This is a genomic window from Brevibacillus fluminis (assembly GCF_052072235.1).
Taxonomy (GTDB): domain Bacteria; phylum Bacillota; class Bacilli; order Brevibacillales; family Brevibacillaceae; genus Brevibacillus_D; species Brevibacillus_D fluminis_A.
Genome location: NZ_CM125436.1, coordinates 3213104 through 3228936 on the forward strand (window position 1 = coordinate 3213104; position 15833 = coordinate 3228936).

At 49.6% G+C, this 15833-nt stretch carries 16 protein-coding genes and 2 tRNA genes; 2 read left to right on the top strand and 16 right to left on the bottom strand.

Annotated elements, in window-relative coordinates:
* Window positions 1-72 precede the first annotated feature (72 nt).
* The gene (locus ACTID9_RS15955; RefSeq protein WP_441065486.1) at window positions 73-810 is read right to left on the bottom strand and encodes a peptidoglycan DD-metalloendopeptidase family protein; all 738 of its coding nucleotides are present in this window, start codon (window positions 808-810) and stop codon (window positions 73-75) included.
* Between the two features lie 258 nt (window positions 811-1068).
* Here ACTID9_RS15955 and ACTID9_RS15960 point away from each other — a divergent pair, with 258 nt between their 5' ends.
* Complete coding sequence (locus tag ACTID9_RS15960; RefSeq protein ID WP_441065488.1) at window positions 1069-2742, top strand: COG4705 family protein; 1674 nt, start codon at window positions 1069-1071, stop codon at window positions 2740-2742.
* Between the two features lie 47 nt (window positions 2743-2789).
* On the opposite strand, the gene ACTID9_RS15965 is transcribed toward ACTID9_RS15960, so the two are convergent.
* The 8 genes from ACTID9_RS15965 to ACTID9_RS16000 form a co-directional block, all read right to left on the bottom strand.
* Complete coding sequence (locus ACTID9_RS15965) at window positions 2790-3938, bottom strand: stalk domain-containing protein (RefSeq protein WP_441065490.1); 1149 nt, start codon at window positions 3936-3938, stop codon at window positions 2790-2792.
* Between the two features lie 193 nt (window positions 3939-4131).
* A tRNA-Leu gene (locus ACTID9_RS15970) sits at window positions 4132-4210 on the bottom strand.
* Between the two features lie 26 nt (window positions 4211-4236).
* Window positions 4237-4309, bottom strand: a tRNA-Thr gene (locus ACTID9_RS15975).
* Between the two features lie 101 nt (window positions 4310-4410).
* On the bottom strand, window positions 4411-4734 hold the full coding sequence (locus tag ACTID9_RS15980) for a hypothetical protein (protein ID WP_441065492.1): 324 nt from the start codon (window positions 4732-4734) through the stop codon (window positions 4411-4413).
* A 12-nt stretch (window positions 4735-4746) separates the two neighbouring features.
* Window positions 4747-5313, bottom strand: a complete 567-nt coding sequence (locus ACTID9_RS15985) for a thioredoxin family protein (protein WP_441065494.1) — start codon at window positions 5311-5313, stop codon at window positions 4747-4749.
* The gene (locus ACTID9_RS15990; protein WP_441065496.1) at window positions 5310-5480 is read right to left on the bottom strand and encodes a YycC family protein; all 171 of its coding nucleotides are present in this window, start codon (window positions 5478-5480) and stop codon (window positions 5310-5312) included. The genes ACTID9_RS15985 and ACTID9_RS15990 overlap by 4 nt, the downstream gene beginning before the upstream one ends.
* 153 nt (window positions 5481-5633) lie before the next feature.
* A complete protein-coding gene (locus ACTID9_RS15995) occupies window positions 5634-5834 on the bottom strand; it encodes a hypothetical protein (protein WP_441065497.1) in 201 nt (66 codons plus the stop codon).
* An 80-nt stretch (window positions 5835-5914) separates the two neighbouring features.
* Window positions 5915-6106, bottom strand: a complete 192-nt coding sequence (locus tag ACTID9_RS16000) for a hypothetical protein (protein ID WP_441065498.1) — start codon at window positions 6104-6106, stop codon at window positions 5915-5917.
* A gap of 470 nt (window positions 6107-6576) precedes the next feature.
* On the opposite strand from ACTID9_RS16000, the gene ACTID9_RS16005 reads away from it, so the two are divergent.
* Window positions 6577-8484: a GNAT family N-acetyltransferase gene (locus ACTID9_RS16005; RefSeq protein ID WP_441065500.1), complete on the top strand. Its 1908-nt coding sequence runs from the start codon at window positions 6577-6579 to the stop codon at window positions 8482-8484.
* A gap of 123 nt (window positions 8485-8607) precedes the next feature.
* Here ACTID9_RS16005 and ACTID9_RS16010 read toward each other — a convergent pair whose 3' ends face one another.
* The 7 genes from ACTID9_RS16010 to ACTID9_RS16040 form a co-directional block, all read right to left on the bottom strand.
* The gene (locus ACTID9_RS16010; protein ID WP_441065502.1) at window positions 8608-9126 is read right to left on the bottom strand and encodes a TlpA family protein disulfide reductase; all 519 of its coding nucleotides are present in this window, start codon (window positions 9124-9126) and stop codon (window positions 8608-8610) included.
* A gap of 27 nt (window positions 9127-9153) precedes the next feature.
* Window positions 9154-9864, bottom strand: a complete 711-nt coding sequence (locus ACTID9_RS16015; protein ID WP_122916323.1) for a cytochrome c biogenesis CcdA family protein — start codon at window positions 9862-9864, stop codon at window positions 9154-9156.
* Window positions 9865-10063: 199 nt separating this feature from the next.
* Window positions 10064-10975: a hypothetical protein gene (locus ACTID9_RS16020; RefSeq protein WP_441065504.1), complete on the bottom strand. Its 912-nt coding sequence runs from the start codon at window positions 10973-10975 to the stop codon at window positions 10064-10066.
* Between the two features lie 226 nt (window positions 10976-11201).
* Window positions 11202-11549: a hypothetical protein gene (locus ACTID9_RS16025; protein WP_441065506.1), complete on the bottom strand. Its 348-nt coding sequence runs from the start codon at window positions 11547-11549 to the stop codon at window positions 11202-11204.
* 321 nt (window positions 11550-11870) lie between these two features.
* Window positions 11871-13700, bottom strand: coding sequence for a UbiD family decarboxylase (locus tag ACTID9_RS16030; RefSeq protein WP_441065508.1), 1830 nt, complete (start codon window positions 13698-13700; stop codon window positions 11871-11873).
* 555 nt (window positions 13701-14255) lie between these two features.
* Entirely contained in the window at window positions 14256-15113 is an 858-nt protein-coding gene (locus tag ACTID9_RS16035; RefSeq protein ID WP_441065373.1) for an IS3 family transposase, read from the bottom strand.
* 14 nt (window positions 15114-15127) lie between these two features.
* Entirely contained in the window at window positions 15128-15826 is a 699-nt protein-coding gene (locus ACTID9_RS16040) for a helix-turn-helix domain-containing protein (RefSeq protein WP_441065371.1), read from the bottom strand.
* Window positions 15827-15833 lie beyond the last annotated feature (7 nt).

Below are 15833 nucleotides of genomic sequence, written 5' to 3' on the forward strand. Positions count from 1 at the left end.
TGCCTGCCTCCTCTCTTTTCTACGATAACTATACAAAATTTTGACAAAAGAAAAAAGAGTGAGGCAGCCTGCTCAAGGAGCCGTTGTCAATTGGACGACCTTCGCCGTATCATCCCATCCAATGTCAAGTCCCAGTGCACGAGCCAATTCGCGTGACCAGGCATACGCTTTGGCATCCAGCAAAAATGTCGTCATCAGCTCCGTTCCCTTTATGCCCGCAAGCCTGGTCGTGTTGTTCCACTCGACTTCCGCCCCTTTGCCAACCGCTTCGGCAAGGGCTCTCACCGGCAAAAACGATTTGCCGTCGACAATCCCGCCGGTAAACGGCAAAAGTGTCCCATCGTACGAGATCCCGCATGCATGTGCCGGATCTTTCAGTTCGGTGGCGAAATACGCGTCCATGTAAAGGACAGGATCGGTATGCAGCCCATAGCCAAACGACGGTCCATCCCGGCGCACCTCATAATGCAAATGCTGCCCCGTGGCTTGCCCTGTCATTCCTTCCCGTCCGACAATACTGCCCGCAAGCACCTCGTCGCCGACTTTTACCCGATAATCGGTCAGATGCGCATACATGTGGAGATAATCATGGCGGTCGCGCAAGATGACGGTGTTGCCATATCCGCCGACACCGGTGCCCGTTTGCCCATACGCCGCGAAGACGACCACCCCTCGGGCGAAAGCAGCGATATCCGCATAAGCCGGCTTGACCATATCAATCCCGGCATGAAACGTTGTTTGGTTCGTGGCGGGATTCACCTGTGTTCCGTATGGTTGTGATACGCGGTACTCCCTCATGGCAGGAATCATCTTCTGTCTCCCCCTTTTATCCCCTGACATCCGTTTCTCTTTCTTTTATATGCATGCTTCCTAGGATCGACGACGGTACATGCGGCCATTTTCGCCGGCCGGGCTTTTCCTCTGCGAACCGATACCCCATTTTATGTGTAGCGAGCGATTGCTTTTTAATCTTATTTTAATCCCGCTGTATTACGCTAATTTCGCTCCTACAATGACATGCCCAAAAAAGAAGCGGTGGGAAACTACTGCAAAGAAAGGAATTTATACATGGAACTGAACCAAAGCAAAATGAAAATGTTACGTAGCAAAGTACCTGAAGTCACGATCTTCTTCTGGATCATTAAGGTTCTATGCACGACCGTCGGTGAAACATTTGCCGATTTCCTCAATTTTAATCTCGGATTTGGGTTAACGTTCACGACCGTCGTCATGGGAATCGTATTTTTGCTTATCTTGTTCGTGCAATTCAGAGCAACCAAATATGTTCCATCCATTTACTGGATAACAGTTGTGCTCATTAGCGTATGCGGAACGTTGGTAACCGATAATTTGACAGACAATGTGGGAGTACCACTTGAGACGAGTACAGCCGTTTTCTCGGTACTGCTTGGGTTAACGTTTCTTTTCTGGTATCGCAGTGAAAAAACACTCTCCATTCACTCGATTTATACGAGAAAACGAGAGGTTTTCTATTGGCTTACGATCCTTTTCACCTTTGCGCTTGGAACAGCTGTCGGCGATTTATTTTCCGAACAACTCGGTCTTGGTTATCTTTACACGGGAATAACAGTCGTTCTGATTAGCGCTTGCGTATTCGTGGCATGGAAGTTTTTGAAACTGGATGGGATTTTAGCGTTTTGGATTGTGTATATTCTTACCCGTCCGCTCGGAGCATCGCTAGGAGATTATTTGTCTCAAGCAACAAATAACGGCGGGTTAGGTTTGGGAACAACCGTCACAAGCGTCATCTTCCTTATCGCGATTTTAGCGATCATCGTATTTCTTGCTGTTACAAAATATGACAGTTCGGCAAAAACGGGAGCAACAGAAACACAACAAACATACGAAAACAAGAAAAATGTTCTGGTGCAAACCGTTGTGGTCTTGTGTATGTTCGTAGCCGTTGGGATCGGCGGCTATGTTGGGTTAAACAATCAGATCACTGCGCAAACTGCTTCTGCACAAGCGTCATTCGTCGGGCAATTACGTGATTTTATTCAAATTGAAAAGGATATGCTTGCCAATGTGAATGCAAATGATTTTGCATCTGCGAAACAAGGGGCGGACAACCTGGAGCACCAATGGGATGTATCCGAACCTACGCTCAGAAAAATCGACGGTACCACTTGGACGAAGATTGATGAAACGATTGACATTGTGTTGGCAGCCGTTCGTTCAGGCTCACCCGATGCCAGCCAGTGTAAATCGGCACTTGCCCATTCGCTCAGTACGTTAACCGAAGCAAATCAAATGGCATCGCAAACCGATCCATCACAATCGGCAACCGATAGTAAATCCCAAGCCGACTCTACTCAAACGACAACGGATGGTAAATCGCAAGCCGATTCAACGCAAACGACAACCGATGGCAAATCGCAAGCCGGTTCAACGCAAACGAAAACCGACGGTAAAACACAAGCCGATTCTGCAAAGACTGCCTTACATGGCAAATTGACCGAATTTGTTACGATTGAAAATGACATGATGAGCAAGGTCAATGCGAAAGACTTTGCTTCCGCGAAAAAAGGGGCGGACAACTTGGAACACCAATGGGATCTATCCGAGCCTACGCTGAGAAAAATCGACGGCACCACATGGACCAAAATTGACGAAACGATTGACGATGTTTTGGCAGCCGTTCGTACAGGAAGCCCCGATGCCAGCCAGTGCAAATCGGCGCTTACCCATTCGCTTAGCATCATTAACCAAGCAAATCAATAAAATCATGCAAAACGGTCGACTGTTTTCAGACGACCGTTTTTGTCCATCTATTTTCCGGCAATCGACACTCCATCAATCGTATTGACAGGCAAAATTTTCTCTCGACCCAAACTCGCAACATAGGCGAGCACCTTCTCCAGCAACGCTGGCTTTATTTCATACAGGTCTCGGTTATCCGGGTCGATCCCATGCAGCATAATGATGCACCATTGCTTGTTTTTGACCGCCTGATCAATTCGCTGTTTGATCTGATCGAAAGTCGTCTCATTGGTTACGGCAATGGCTGTATGCAGCCATAATTTGTCTTTCAATGGAACGTCGTTCTGCAGGTGTTCAAAATTTCTCGCCGCTTTGTAATATTTTTTCACGGCAGCTTCCACCCGCTTATCATACAGGGAAAACGGGATTCCGATCGTTTGAACCTGTGGAACAATCTGTTCCAGCGCCGCTTTGCTTTCTCGCAATTCAAAGTCCAACTGCTCATCCGAGAGCGTCGTTAAGCCTGCTTCATGCGAATAGCTGTGGGAACCGATTTCAACTCCGCGATGATTCATCTCTTTTATTTGATCCGCATCGAGATACATCGTCCGCGCACCGTCTTTTATCTTTCCGGCAATGACGTTGTCTGTAGCCGGAATTCCGTATTTTTCGTGCAACGGCAAGGCAAAATCGTAAAATGTATCCAACCCGTCATCATAAGAGAACGTAATCATCGCCTGACCGTGGAAATCCTTTGCGGAAGGATTGACGATCTTGTTTGTAATCCAGACCGTTTTTTGGGATGCATGCCATTGGACCCCGCTCCCCAATGCTTCAGCCAACGCTCGAACAGGAACCCATGCTTTGCCATCGATCAGGCGGGGTGGAACCTCGGATTTGATTTCTTTCCCGTTGACTGCGAGTCTCAGCGCGGAAGACGGCGGTGTTGTCTTGCTCCTTGCAAACGAAACATCCTCTTTCTGTTCTCCTGTGAACACGTAAACCGTCCGCTGGACATCATCCCACTTCACGGAAGCCCCCAAATCCTCTGCGACGGCACGCACGGGAACGAATGCCCTCCCTTGTATGATTGGCAAAGGGACATTTGGTTTGCTCACGTGACCGTTCACCACCAGTGTAATGGGGGATGCCGCAGATGCTACCGCGGCTGAAGAAACAATTGCCCCAACAAGCAACCCTGCTGCTATTTTTCTCATTTCACTCCTCCTGCTCACAAACCAATCGAACCGCGTAAAAGGTCTTCTACAAGTTTGAAACGGTTCGTTATTCTTATATAAACGTAAGCTTTAGACGATTTGTTGCAATTTCGTACGGATCGAAACGGTTGGGCACAAAAAAATAGACCTATGAACCGCTGTCATCAGCAAATTCATAAGCCTATTTCACTAGTGCCGGTGAAGGGACTTGAACCCCCACGGTTTCCCTCACGATTTTGAGTCGCGCGCGTCTGCCATTCCGCCACACCGGCAAGATTCAATTGAGAAAAAACAAACATGCCGGCGATAGGACTTGAACCCACAACCCCCTGATTACAAGTCAGGTGCTCTACCAATTGAGCTACACCGGCACGATCATATTATTGCATCTCTTTGATGCTTTTTGAATATACCATATGATAGATTCAAACGTCAATAGTAGTTTTTTTTTAAAAAAAGAGAGAATGATCGCTCATTCCCTCTCCTCTGCCTGGTCTTTTTCCTGCAGGACTTCTTCCGCCCATGTTACGAAAACGGCAAGCGCTGCTTCCACATCCGAGAAAACCTGCTCGGCTTCACAGACGTAATCCGGAAAATCGGTGATCCGGTTGCGGCGGATCCGAACCCCGTCTTCCTCGCATTTGATTTCCAAAAATGCAGGGACGGCTTCGTCGATGCCGTACGAGTTTTCCAGAAATTCATAGCTGCGCACCCATTCGAGAATGCGAATCTCATTGGGGCGCAAGCGCAGCACTTGCTCCAATGACATGATCGTTTCATTGCCGTAATAATGCATCGGTCTACCTGCTTAGAACGAAGAGAGCAGGTTGCGCAATTCCTTGACAATCACCGTTTGATAACCGGTGCCCTCGCCGTATTGCTTCAGCATCTCGCTGCGCGCTACCTTGATGTTCTCTTCATAATCCGCTGCACTGCGGTCCGGATTCGCTTGTTTGAACGCGACCATGACCTCCTGCACATGTTTTGGACGCGGGCCCCACGTACCCAGCACGTAACCGCCGGTATCGGCGATGATGACGACCGGAATCGACCGTCCGCCCATGGTCAAAAACTGATCCATCGTATCCAGATGATCTTCCATCACCAAAATTTCTACAGGCATGCCTGTCTCTTCCAGCGCTTTCAAGACGACAGGCACATTGCGCACGACATCGCCGCACCATTCAGCCGCGAGGATCAGGCAGCGCAAGTCATCGCGGAACTGCAAGGATTGAAAAAACTTTTGATCCTCCTCGTGTTCCCATGCAAACGATTCGTACCAGTTCAGGAATGCCTCTTTGTTTTTTTCCATCGACTCGATAAATGCTGCGGGCTTTAAACCTTTGCCCAGTTTATCCGCTACGTTTTTGCTCATGATTCGTCTCCTCCTTTGGTTTCCTCGGTTTCCTTGCTCTCTTGGGCAAGCTCCATCAGCTTTTTCATCAAGATATGCTGGGGCATGTGCATGAGCTGCTCGAGCGGCACATTCAGTTTTTCCGCCAGCTTCACAGCGGTTTCAGCCGATATTTGCAGGGGCCTCATCCCTTTTCTCCTCCTTGCCAAGCATGCTCGGTTATGTAGATACTCTCTTCATAGTACGGGAAAATAGGCGAGTTTACCAGTCTTGCACATGCGAAAAGGCCGCAAACACAAAGCCCCGGCACAGCGATGCCGTGCACAGGGCTTTGCAGCCGTTTATTTTCCTCTGGTCAAGATGCATGGGACGCCAAAGCCGATCGCCCCTGGCTTCGACATCTTTTCCAAATAGGTTAACCCGCGCTGGCATTGCTGCTTGCATGCCGCACATGTTTGTGACGTGACAATTTTCATATTGCGTTTGCTGCGTTCAACTGCTGCCGGATCTTTCTTTTTGATCTTTTTCCCCGTTTTTGCCACAGGACCTCTGCCCCTTCCCGCCGATAGGTATCGCCCTATCATCATATGTGGGAATGGCACTGCCCTCTCTAGTTGTTCGTCTAATGTTTATCCCATATTTCGTATGGATCATTCTCCATCATGCTGAAATAACCCCGTTTCGTCTCCTGAAAGCGTTTGCTTGGAAATGTACTGCCCTCATCACAGGCAGCATCCGTGCCGAGATCCATGCGCGTCAGTTTGACAGGACGCTTCTCCTTTTCCAGTTTGTCTAGCAATTTTACTCCTTGCACCGATGATCCCCTCCCCGCAAATCTTCGACACCCACGCACATCAAGATCCATGCGTTATTACCTTATGTGGCGTGAAAATGGTTTATGCCATCCGCAATGGTAAAGGTAACCGACGAAAACCAAGCCTTATCAAAAGCAATGGTTGACAACCCGTTTTTTTCCAAGTACGATCGAGAGCAGGAGATAGACGAAAGGGGAATCTAGCGAATGCCAGCTACATTGTAATGGTTACGCAATAAAGTGAAGATCGTATCGACGTTCTAGCCGTTTTTTTGAAACGGGCTGCCGACTACGGGATACGTCTGTCCACTTTTAACCATTACAGGGAACGCAGGCAATCGGTAGCGATAAACGATTCCAAGCGGAAAACCTTTTTTGGTTTCCGCTTTTTCTTTTGGAAATCTTCTATCTCCATTCTCTCCGAAGTGTCGGTTCCTTCTGATCGCAACGATAAAAGGAGGAAACTCACGATGAGTTCATTGAAAAGCTTCCCTACACTCGAAACACAACGCCTGCGCTTGCGCGAGATGACCGAACACGACGCCGCCGATCTGTTTGGCTACTATTCGGATCGCGAGGTGACGAAATATTTGGATTGGTTTGGCCCTTCTTCGGAAGAAGCCGCCAAGCGAATGATCGCCAGCTGGAACGAAGGCTTTCAGGAAGACCGGCTGATCCGCTGGGGCATTACGTTAAAAAGCGATGACATCGTGATCGGGACGATCATCATCAACCCGGTGCGCGGCCCATTCCGCTGGAAACTGCCGATCGTCATCGGCTATGAGCTGGCCCAGGCCTATTGGAATCAAGGAATCATGACCGAAGCGCTGCGGGCGGTCATCTCTTACATTTTTGACGGGTTGCGCAATCACCGGATTTGCGCGGAAGTCTTTTTGGAGAACGGTGCTTCCGAGCGTATTCTGAAAAAGCTCGGATTCCAGGAAGAAGGCATCATGCGCCAGCACCTGTGGCACGAAGGGTACGAAACATGGCACGATGTCAAAGCATTGGCACTGCTAAAGGAAGACTATGTGCCAACCCCACCCGCGCCTGCCGACCGTGTACCTGCGCTGTACGACTACCTGAACGCGATGGATCGCCGCGGCTATCTGAACGGCTCCGTGCTCGTCGCACACCGTGGAAACGTACTGGTAGCAAAAGGGTTTGGGACGGCCGATGCGGTGCATGACATTCCCAATACACCACAGACGAAATTCCGGATTGGTTCGCTGTCGAAAGGATTTACGGCGTTTGCGATCATGCAGCTTCAAGATCAGGGGTTGCTGCATGTAGATGATCCTGTCGCAAACCATCTCCCTGACTTTCCGAATGGGGAGCGTATCACGATCCACCACTTGCTGACGCACACATCCGGGCTGTACAACTACGCGGCGACGCTGCAATTTTGGCAAAACGACATGCGCTTGTTCTCGGCTTCCATCGAGGATATTATCGCGCTGTTCCGCGATGAGCCGCTTGCGTTCGCTCCCGGCGAGGATTGTGCGTACAGCAATGCCGGCTACATCCTTTTGACCGCCATCATCGAAAAAGCGAGCGGGCTGTCATATGCCGACTATATGCGCACGAAGGTTTTGCAGCCGCTTGGCATGCTCGACTCAGGCTGCGATAATGGCCGCACCGTCGTCAAAGGGCAAGCTTCCGGTTACTCCGTCTGGAAATCGCTGATCCATCCCGAGCATGAGGACATGTCTAAGGCGCTTGGCGCGTATGGTCTGTATGCCACGGTTGAAGATTTGTACCGCTGGGATCGTGCCTTGCACACCGGCGAGCTGATCAGCTCCGATTGTTTGACACGCATGTTCACAACCTATCCCGATACATACGGCGGGTACGGCTGGTTCATTTCCAACGCGACCGTGCAAGGGGTGACACGCAAAAAAATCAGCCACCTCGGCGATGTCGGCGGCTATACGGCTCATATCGCCCGTTATCCGGACGATGAACTGGTTGTGATCTTTTGCAGCAACATGATCATCACGCCTGTCGAACGCATCACGGACGACCTCGCTCGCATTGCGCTCGGTGAAAATGTGCAAGCGCCGCCTCATCTCCCGGCAATTGAGGTAGCCTTGTCGCAGCTTGCATCATTGGCAGGCGTGTACGAGCTACGCGATATGACCGTCGGGCCTGTGATCATCTCGTACGAAGACGATCGCCTGTACATCGAGATGGCGAAACGATATGGCGCCCGCTACAAATACGGCATGACCCCCGTCGGTTCTACCGGCACCGAGCTTACCTTCGTCACCGATTTTGTCGATGAGCTGGTGCGCATCCTCCCTCCTGACGGCGAGGCATGCGGACAGCTGCTGTATCGCGACGTAACGGGCACGGAGCGCCTTTTCATCAAAAAATAGAGACTCTTTCATCACGACCAACAGGCTGCTGACTCGGCAGCCTGTTTTTTTCAATTCGGCAGAAAAAAAAATACCGACCAGCTGCCTTACAGGCACGGACGATATCACGACATTGTTTCTCGCTTACAACAGTTTTTTCAATTGCTTCTCTAGCTCTGCTTCATCGAGCATTCCCAGCACTTGATGCACGATCATCCCGTTCTTGTCCACGAAAAACGTCGTTGGAAACGCCATGATTTGATACCTCTTGGCGACTTCCCCTTTTTCATCCAAAGGGATGGGGAACGGCAGGTTAAACGTTTCGACGAACGTCTTCGCATCGGCCAGCTGGTCGTTGCTGGTAGAGTTAACGGCATAGAAATCGACCTGGCCTTTGTATTTGTTATACATTTTTGCCAGATCAGGCGCTTCTTCCTTGCACGGACCGCACCAGGAAGCCCAGAAATTGATAACCAAAGGTTTTTCCCGTTTTCCGCCCACTTTGTACGTTTGCCCATCCAGACCAACCAGCGAAAAATGCGGCGCAGAATAGCCTACCGTCGGTTTTTGCTCCGCGACGACAGCCATGCTCTTATTCATATTGGTATATACAGTAAAACCGACAAGCAAGACGAAAACGAACAAAAAACCCCACTTTTTCAAAGAAGAACACCTCTTGTATGTATTGAGTTAGAATCCGGTGAATCCTCCAAACAAATTGATGAGCACCCTCGTGATGATCGTCAATTGGTCGGTGTAGAGCAAAATCCCGAACAAAATCATGACGCCGCCGCCGATTTTCATCATCAGGTCCGAGTATTTGAGAATGGCTCTGATTTTGCTGATGAAAAACGTCATTACAAAAAATGGAATCGCGAAGCCGACCGTGTACGCAAGCGTGTAGGATAACGCCCGCGTCGGGTCAGCCATGCCCAGTGCGATAATGGACGTCAAGATCGGTCCGACACAAGGCGTCCACCCCGCCGCATAGGTGATCCCCACCAATATGGAACCAGTATACCCGATTGGCCGGGATTTTAAATCAACTTTCCACGTTTTCATCATCCAGTCCATTTTGAATAGTCCGGTCATGACCAAGCCCATGATGGCGAGCAAAATGCCGCCCAATTGGCGGATCAAATCTTGCTGGTTTTTGAAGAAGCTGCCGATCCAGGTCGTGGAAAGTCCAAGCGCGATGAACACGATCGAAAACCCGAGAATGAAAAAAAGCGTATGTAACAGTGCCTGACGCTGAAAAACGGTGCGCCCTTTTTTGACCTCATCGACGGTGATTCCCGTGATGTATGAAATGAACGATGGATATAAAGGCAAGCAGCATGGGGAGATAAATGACAGGAACCCTGCACCAAATGCCAATATAAGTGAAACGTTTGCTTCCATAGCAACCTCCATGCACTCTGATGGGTATCGTCCCTATTGTAACAAAAAAAGACTCGACAGGAAGCCCTGAAGAATCGGCGTTACGAATCTGCCACATTTTGCCCGTTGCGTTTGAAACAGGCGCCGTCTGGCAGCGCTTGAATCCCTCCATAGAAAAAAGCCCAGCCTGACGATCGGCTGGTTTTGGTGCTGGCGCAAATTACGATTCGCGCTTTCGCTTGATTTGCTGTTCCAGCATGACATCCATCAACAACAGATCCTGCAGCGGCTCCGATGGGTCCGTCGTCAGCAGGGCTGAAACGGCTGCAAGCGCCGATTTGACCGCATGATAGGAATAAAAGGCGTCCCGCTCCTCATCCGTCGCTTGCGAAAGGTCGGATAGCTCATGCACGGGATATGGAAAATCACTGGTCACGCCTGCCCGGTCGAGAATCAGCAGCGCTTGCTTGATCGCGAGAATCGCCGCGCTCGCACTCAAGTGATACCCTTTGCGCAGCTCGTCCCACACCTGAAAGGCCGACCGTTGTACCCGCTCACCCGTCGGCTGGGTCACGAACCCGCTTTTTCTTCCTTCGCGCAGCAGCCAATCGACCAAAATATCCGCTCGTGGGGGAAAGGCGTACACTTGAAGTTTCATTTCCAGTTCTGTCGGTGTATCACGGGCAAAGCGTGCATACGGCAGAATCACCTCATACCGGCGTGAAGGATGCCCGGGCACCGTCACATAGACGATTCCGTTGCGGATGGCGGTAATTTGCAGCTTCGTCCGTGCCGGAATGCGGGCTTGCGGCGCCTTTTCGCGGCGAACGTTCGCTGGCGACAGCTCGGTGCCGTATAAATAATATTCCATCGGAGAATCGAGCCATGGAATCGGCTCTCTATGTATGATCTGATAAACGCCGGTAAACGTGATCCACTCGCTCGGCTGCTCCTGAAACCTGACCAGAACTTTATGGCGCTCCTCTTCCGGGGGCAGGTCCTGGTCCGCGTCAGCCACATTCGGTTGCAGCGGACAATGCTCCATGATCAGACAGTCATGCAAATCGAGCCGCTCCATCAATTCACGCTTGTTCACGCGTTCATAGCCAATTTTATAAATGGCTTGCTTCATCTCATCGACCCCCTCCCATCATACGTTTCAGTTTGGGATATTTCCTCTTCCCTTACACCTCATTCAACTCCACCGAACCATCATACATGAAAACGCATGCAAATACGATACTCTTTCTTCGCTGGTTTGCGTTTCTGGCATTCGCCAGCCAGAGCCAAAGCCTGGAGCTACAAAAAAATACGCCAGCAAAATCTGGCGCATTCCAATGCGTATGAGGGGTTGCCGCTTACTGCAGAACCGCACGTCCCAACGTCTGCAAGCACTCTTCCAGCCATTCCCGCGATTTCGGCTGGGCTGTCACTTCCGGCACGTTTTCGAGCATTTCTTTCAGCAATTTTTGCAAGAAAAAGAGTTCCGGCAATGCCAAGGCGATGGCCACCTGTTTCGGCGGCTTCGGCTGCTCCTTCAAAAATGCGACGCCGCTCAGCAACTCCGCTGCAATCGTCTCGGTCACATGCTGCAATTCCGTTCGCGTGCTCAATTCGTCATAGCATCCGTCAAAAAGCTGGCACAGCACCAAAAAAGCCTGCGTCCCCAGCTCTACCTGTTTTTTCTCCATCATCGGTTCTGTCATTTCTGAGCCTCCGTTTTCAAGCATAGCTTTGGACATTATAGCATGCTTGCCTACAGGGCGCACAAACGATTTTTCGCGAACGCACGTAAGAAAAGCAAGCCATCCGCTTTCGCGTACGGCTTGCCTGATTTCCATGCGATGCTTATTTTTTGTGATTGTCGTTGTAATCGCTATCGCGGATGTTGCTGTTTTGATCATTGGTATCGAGCGTTTTTCCACGGTTTTTGCCGAGGTCTTTGCTTTTGTTGTTTTTGCTGGACATGTCGCCACCTCCTTGTTCAAGTGGTAGCTTGTCCAAGTCGCTTGACAGCTATGCCGCTGTTACAGGATTCCGGCCAGACTCGCGCCTTTTGCAAACAGCCGCTCGATGTTCTTTTCGACCTGCGGGTCCGGAATCAGCGGCGGTGCTTGATGCGGCTTGACTCGTGCGTCAATAATGACGTTGTCGCAGCCCCAATGCTTGTGTTCATAGTAGCTGTTCACGCCGTACATGTCATGCGACGGATTGCTGCGGGTAAACGTCGCCCAAAAGAAATTTTTCAGCGATTCGCTCAAAAATGCACTGTCATCGCACAGGATGATCATGGGACACGTCGGCAGCGCCCCTCGGGAACGAATCATGTCGCACAAGTCATGCAGCTCTTCTTGCGCTTTTGCATAGGTGCTAAAGGCCGGTCCTTGCAGCGCCACGATGCCTGGCATGACCAGACGCGCCCCTGTAAAACCGCGCAGTTCGGTAAGCTCTTGCGGCGTTTCTGTGCACAGCTCCCGTTTTTTCTCGCCATACGCGGCAAAAACCACTTTGCTCCCGCTGTTTAAGCCCGTACCGGAATAATCGAGCGTATCGATCGTCGTATTGGTATGAAAATGAAGATCGCGGTGCAAATCGATCCGTTCGAGAATATAGGACAAAAATGCCACTTCATCGTGTGTATCCAGCGGCTGTTTGTCTTCCGCCGTGATGAACAAATATTTGGCAAGGCTTAATTGACCGGTCCCCAGAATGCGATTGGCGATCGTCAGCAGCTCGGTCGGCTGCTTGACCGCAAGATAAGGGGTATACCGTTCGCTCCCGATCGCAAACAGCAGCGGATGAACGCCTGCAGCGTCGACCGCGTGCACTTCCTTTACGCCCGGAATCTCCTGCTTGATCGCGTCTCCGGTCAATTCGTGAATCAGCGCGCCAAACGACGTGTCCTCCTGGGGCGGACGGCCGACAACCGTGAACGGCCAGATTGCATTCGGTTTGGCATACACGTTTTTCACCTTCATCACGGGGAACGGATGCGTCAGGCTGTAGTAGCCCAAATGATCGCCGAACGGTCCTTCCGGCTTCGTCTCGCCTGGATGGATGTCACCCGTGATGACGAAATCGGCATCGTTGCTGATGCAATATCCGTCGATGTAGCTGTAATGGAACCGGCGTCCGGCAAGCAAACCGGCGAACGCGATTTCGCTCAATCCTTCCGGCAAGGGCATGACGGCTGACAGCGTATGTGCCGGAGGGCCGCCGACAAAGCAGCTCACCTTGAGCGGTTCGCCGCGCCTGCTGGCTTTTTCATGGTGAACGCCGATCCCGCGATGAATTTGGTAGTGCAGGCCGATTTCCTTGTTCAGCTCATACTCATTGCCATTAAGTTGCACGCGGTACATGCCCAGATTGGAATTCATGATCCCCGGCTTGTCCGGATCTTCCGAATAGACTTGCGGCAGCGTGATGAAGGCGCCTCCATCCATCGGCCAGCTTTTGATGAGCGGCACATCTTCAATCTTGATTTTGTTGGCGGTCACAGGCAAGCTGCTCGTCTTTTTGGCCGGCAGCGCCTTCCATGCGGCAAGGCCGTTGCCGATATTTTTCAACGGCTGCTTGAGTGCCTTGACCGGATCATTGCGCAGCGCGACGATATTTTCCGCAGCCTCCCACGTGTGGCGGAAAATGAACTTGCTGCGCTCGATCGTCCCGAACAGGTTGGACGCTGCCCGGAATTTCGACCCTTTCACATTTTCGAACAGCAAGGCAGGGCCACCCGCTTCATACACTTTCAGGTGAATCGCAGCCATTTCCAAATCCGGATCAACCTCTTCCTTGATCCGAACCAGATGGCCGTTCCTTTCCAGATCGATGATGCAATCTTCCAAATTGCGGTACATACGTGACTTGCTCCAATCTATTGAAGTTTGGTATATGTGAAGAAAAACTTCTTTCAGAAGCCCTTTCAAGAAGCAGATCCTTCGATCTGTGGAAGTTTTTCTTCCGCTCCAGAATTTATAAGCGCATGCACTTATAAATTCTTACACGATGAAGAAAACCCGGCGGTGCCGAGCCTGTTGGCGTTTCACGGGACGGTAACATAACCACCCATCACATACAGTTAAAACGAATTCAGACGGGTTGTCAAACCATGGAGCCGCCCGTCTTTTTCGGGCGAATGCGGCGGAACAGCCATCCATACGCTTTTCCCCTTCCGAACATAGCATGAACCGATACAAGGAAAAAGGCCGTGCATAAAAGGGAGAGAGAAACGTGGCAACTTTTTTTCATGCCTACTTGGCAAAAGAGAAAATGGTCCGCACCATGATGAAAAAAAGAGGCATCGCCGGCGTCTGAAGTGCCCCCTGTCAAGTAGACAGTGTAAAAACAAAAAAGTTATTCTATTACCCTCCGTTCATATGTTACAGAACGGAGGGTTTTTTCTGATCTTATGTTTATGCAGCTTGTTTTCGATACTCGTTAGGAGACAAGCCATTTAAACGCTCTGTATAGCGGTAATTGTTGTAGTAGCGGATATAACGGCTCACGTTATGAAGTACGTCTTCGTAAGTGTCGTGTTTAGCCAAATAAAAGCTTTCTGACTTAAATGTTCCCCAAAATCGTTCAACGGGTTGATTATCCAGGCATCGACTCACACGAGACATACTCTTGCTAAAACAATATTTATTCATAAGACGATTGTATTCATGTGAAGTATATTGAAAGCCTCTGTCGCTATGGAGAAGTGGAGTTACTCCTGGGTTCTTCCTATACGCTTTCTTCACCGTATCCATAACGAGTTTATTGTTGTTGGAGTGACTTAAAACCCATGAAACGACGGAGTTATCGTATACATCAACAATAGCGCTCAGATAGGCTTTACGACCATTCCCGTACTTCAACTCGGTGACGTCTGTGCACCATTTCAGATTTGGAGAATCGGCGTGAAATTCACGATTCATTACATTTTCAGCCACATGTACTTCAGAGGATTTTACGTAGTTTGGCCGTTTCTTACGAATGACGGCTTTCAATCCAAGAGCACGCATTATTCGATAATAACGCTTTTCGTTGTAATTTTTCTTGAGTTTTCGATTCAATTGTGTGCCGATTTGACGATAGCCAAGAGCGCCCTTTCGTTTGTCATAGCGAAGTTTCACTTCCTTAGCGAGTGAAAGAATGTCAAGTTCTCTGGTGGATGGCTTCCATTTTAGCCATTTATAATAGGCAGATCGAGCAACTCCAGCTAGCTCACACAGCTTCGTGATCGCGTAGCCTTTCTCCGTATGCAGTTCTTGGATCGCGTGATACAAGTCTGCATGACGAACTAACGTGAGCGTGTATTTCGTCGCTTGATCTCTGCCAACTTTTTTGCGAAGGCATTCTCCATCTCTAGGTATTCGTTTCGAGCTTCTAATTCCTTGATCCGTAGTCTTAGACGTTCCTGCTCATCGAGTTCCTCTACAGGCTTTTTGCGACCGCGATTGTCCCTAAGAGCATCCTCACTGCCTGCTTGATATTTCCGAACCCAGGCGTACACCTGCTGGTAAGATACACCGTACTTTTCGATAGCTTTCTGATAATCTAAACCATTAGCGATTGTATATTGAGCAATTTCAATACGTTCTTCGAAAGTTGTTTTACGTCCTTTATTCATACGAGATAGTCCTTTTCCCTTACGTGTAGGTTTCAATTCTATCTCATTAGTATACTTGGAAATCCATTTCCCCAAAACACTTCTACTTGAAATACGATGCTTCTTTGTCGCCTCTTCTACGGAGCAATGACCAGACAGTACATCTTTAATAGCGGCAAGCTTCAATTCTTTTGCGTATGATTTCCACGTATTCGATTCCTTTAACCCATCCAAACCATCTGCTCTATATTTTCTTATCCATTCTTTCACAGTGTGTGAGCTAACCCCTAGCTGCTTCGCTTCATAGTTTGAATTTGATTTGTGCTCTAAGCATCGCTGTACAACATGTAATTTCGTTTCAAAAGAAGTTAAACTTCTTTTAGACATCATAAAAACT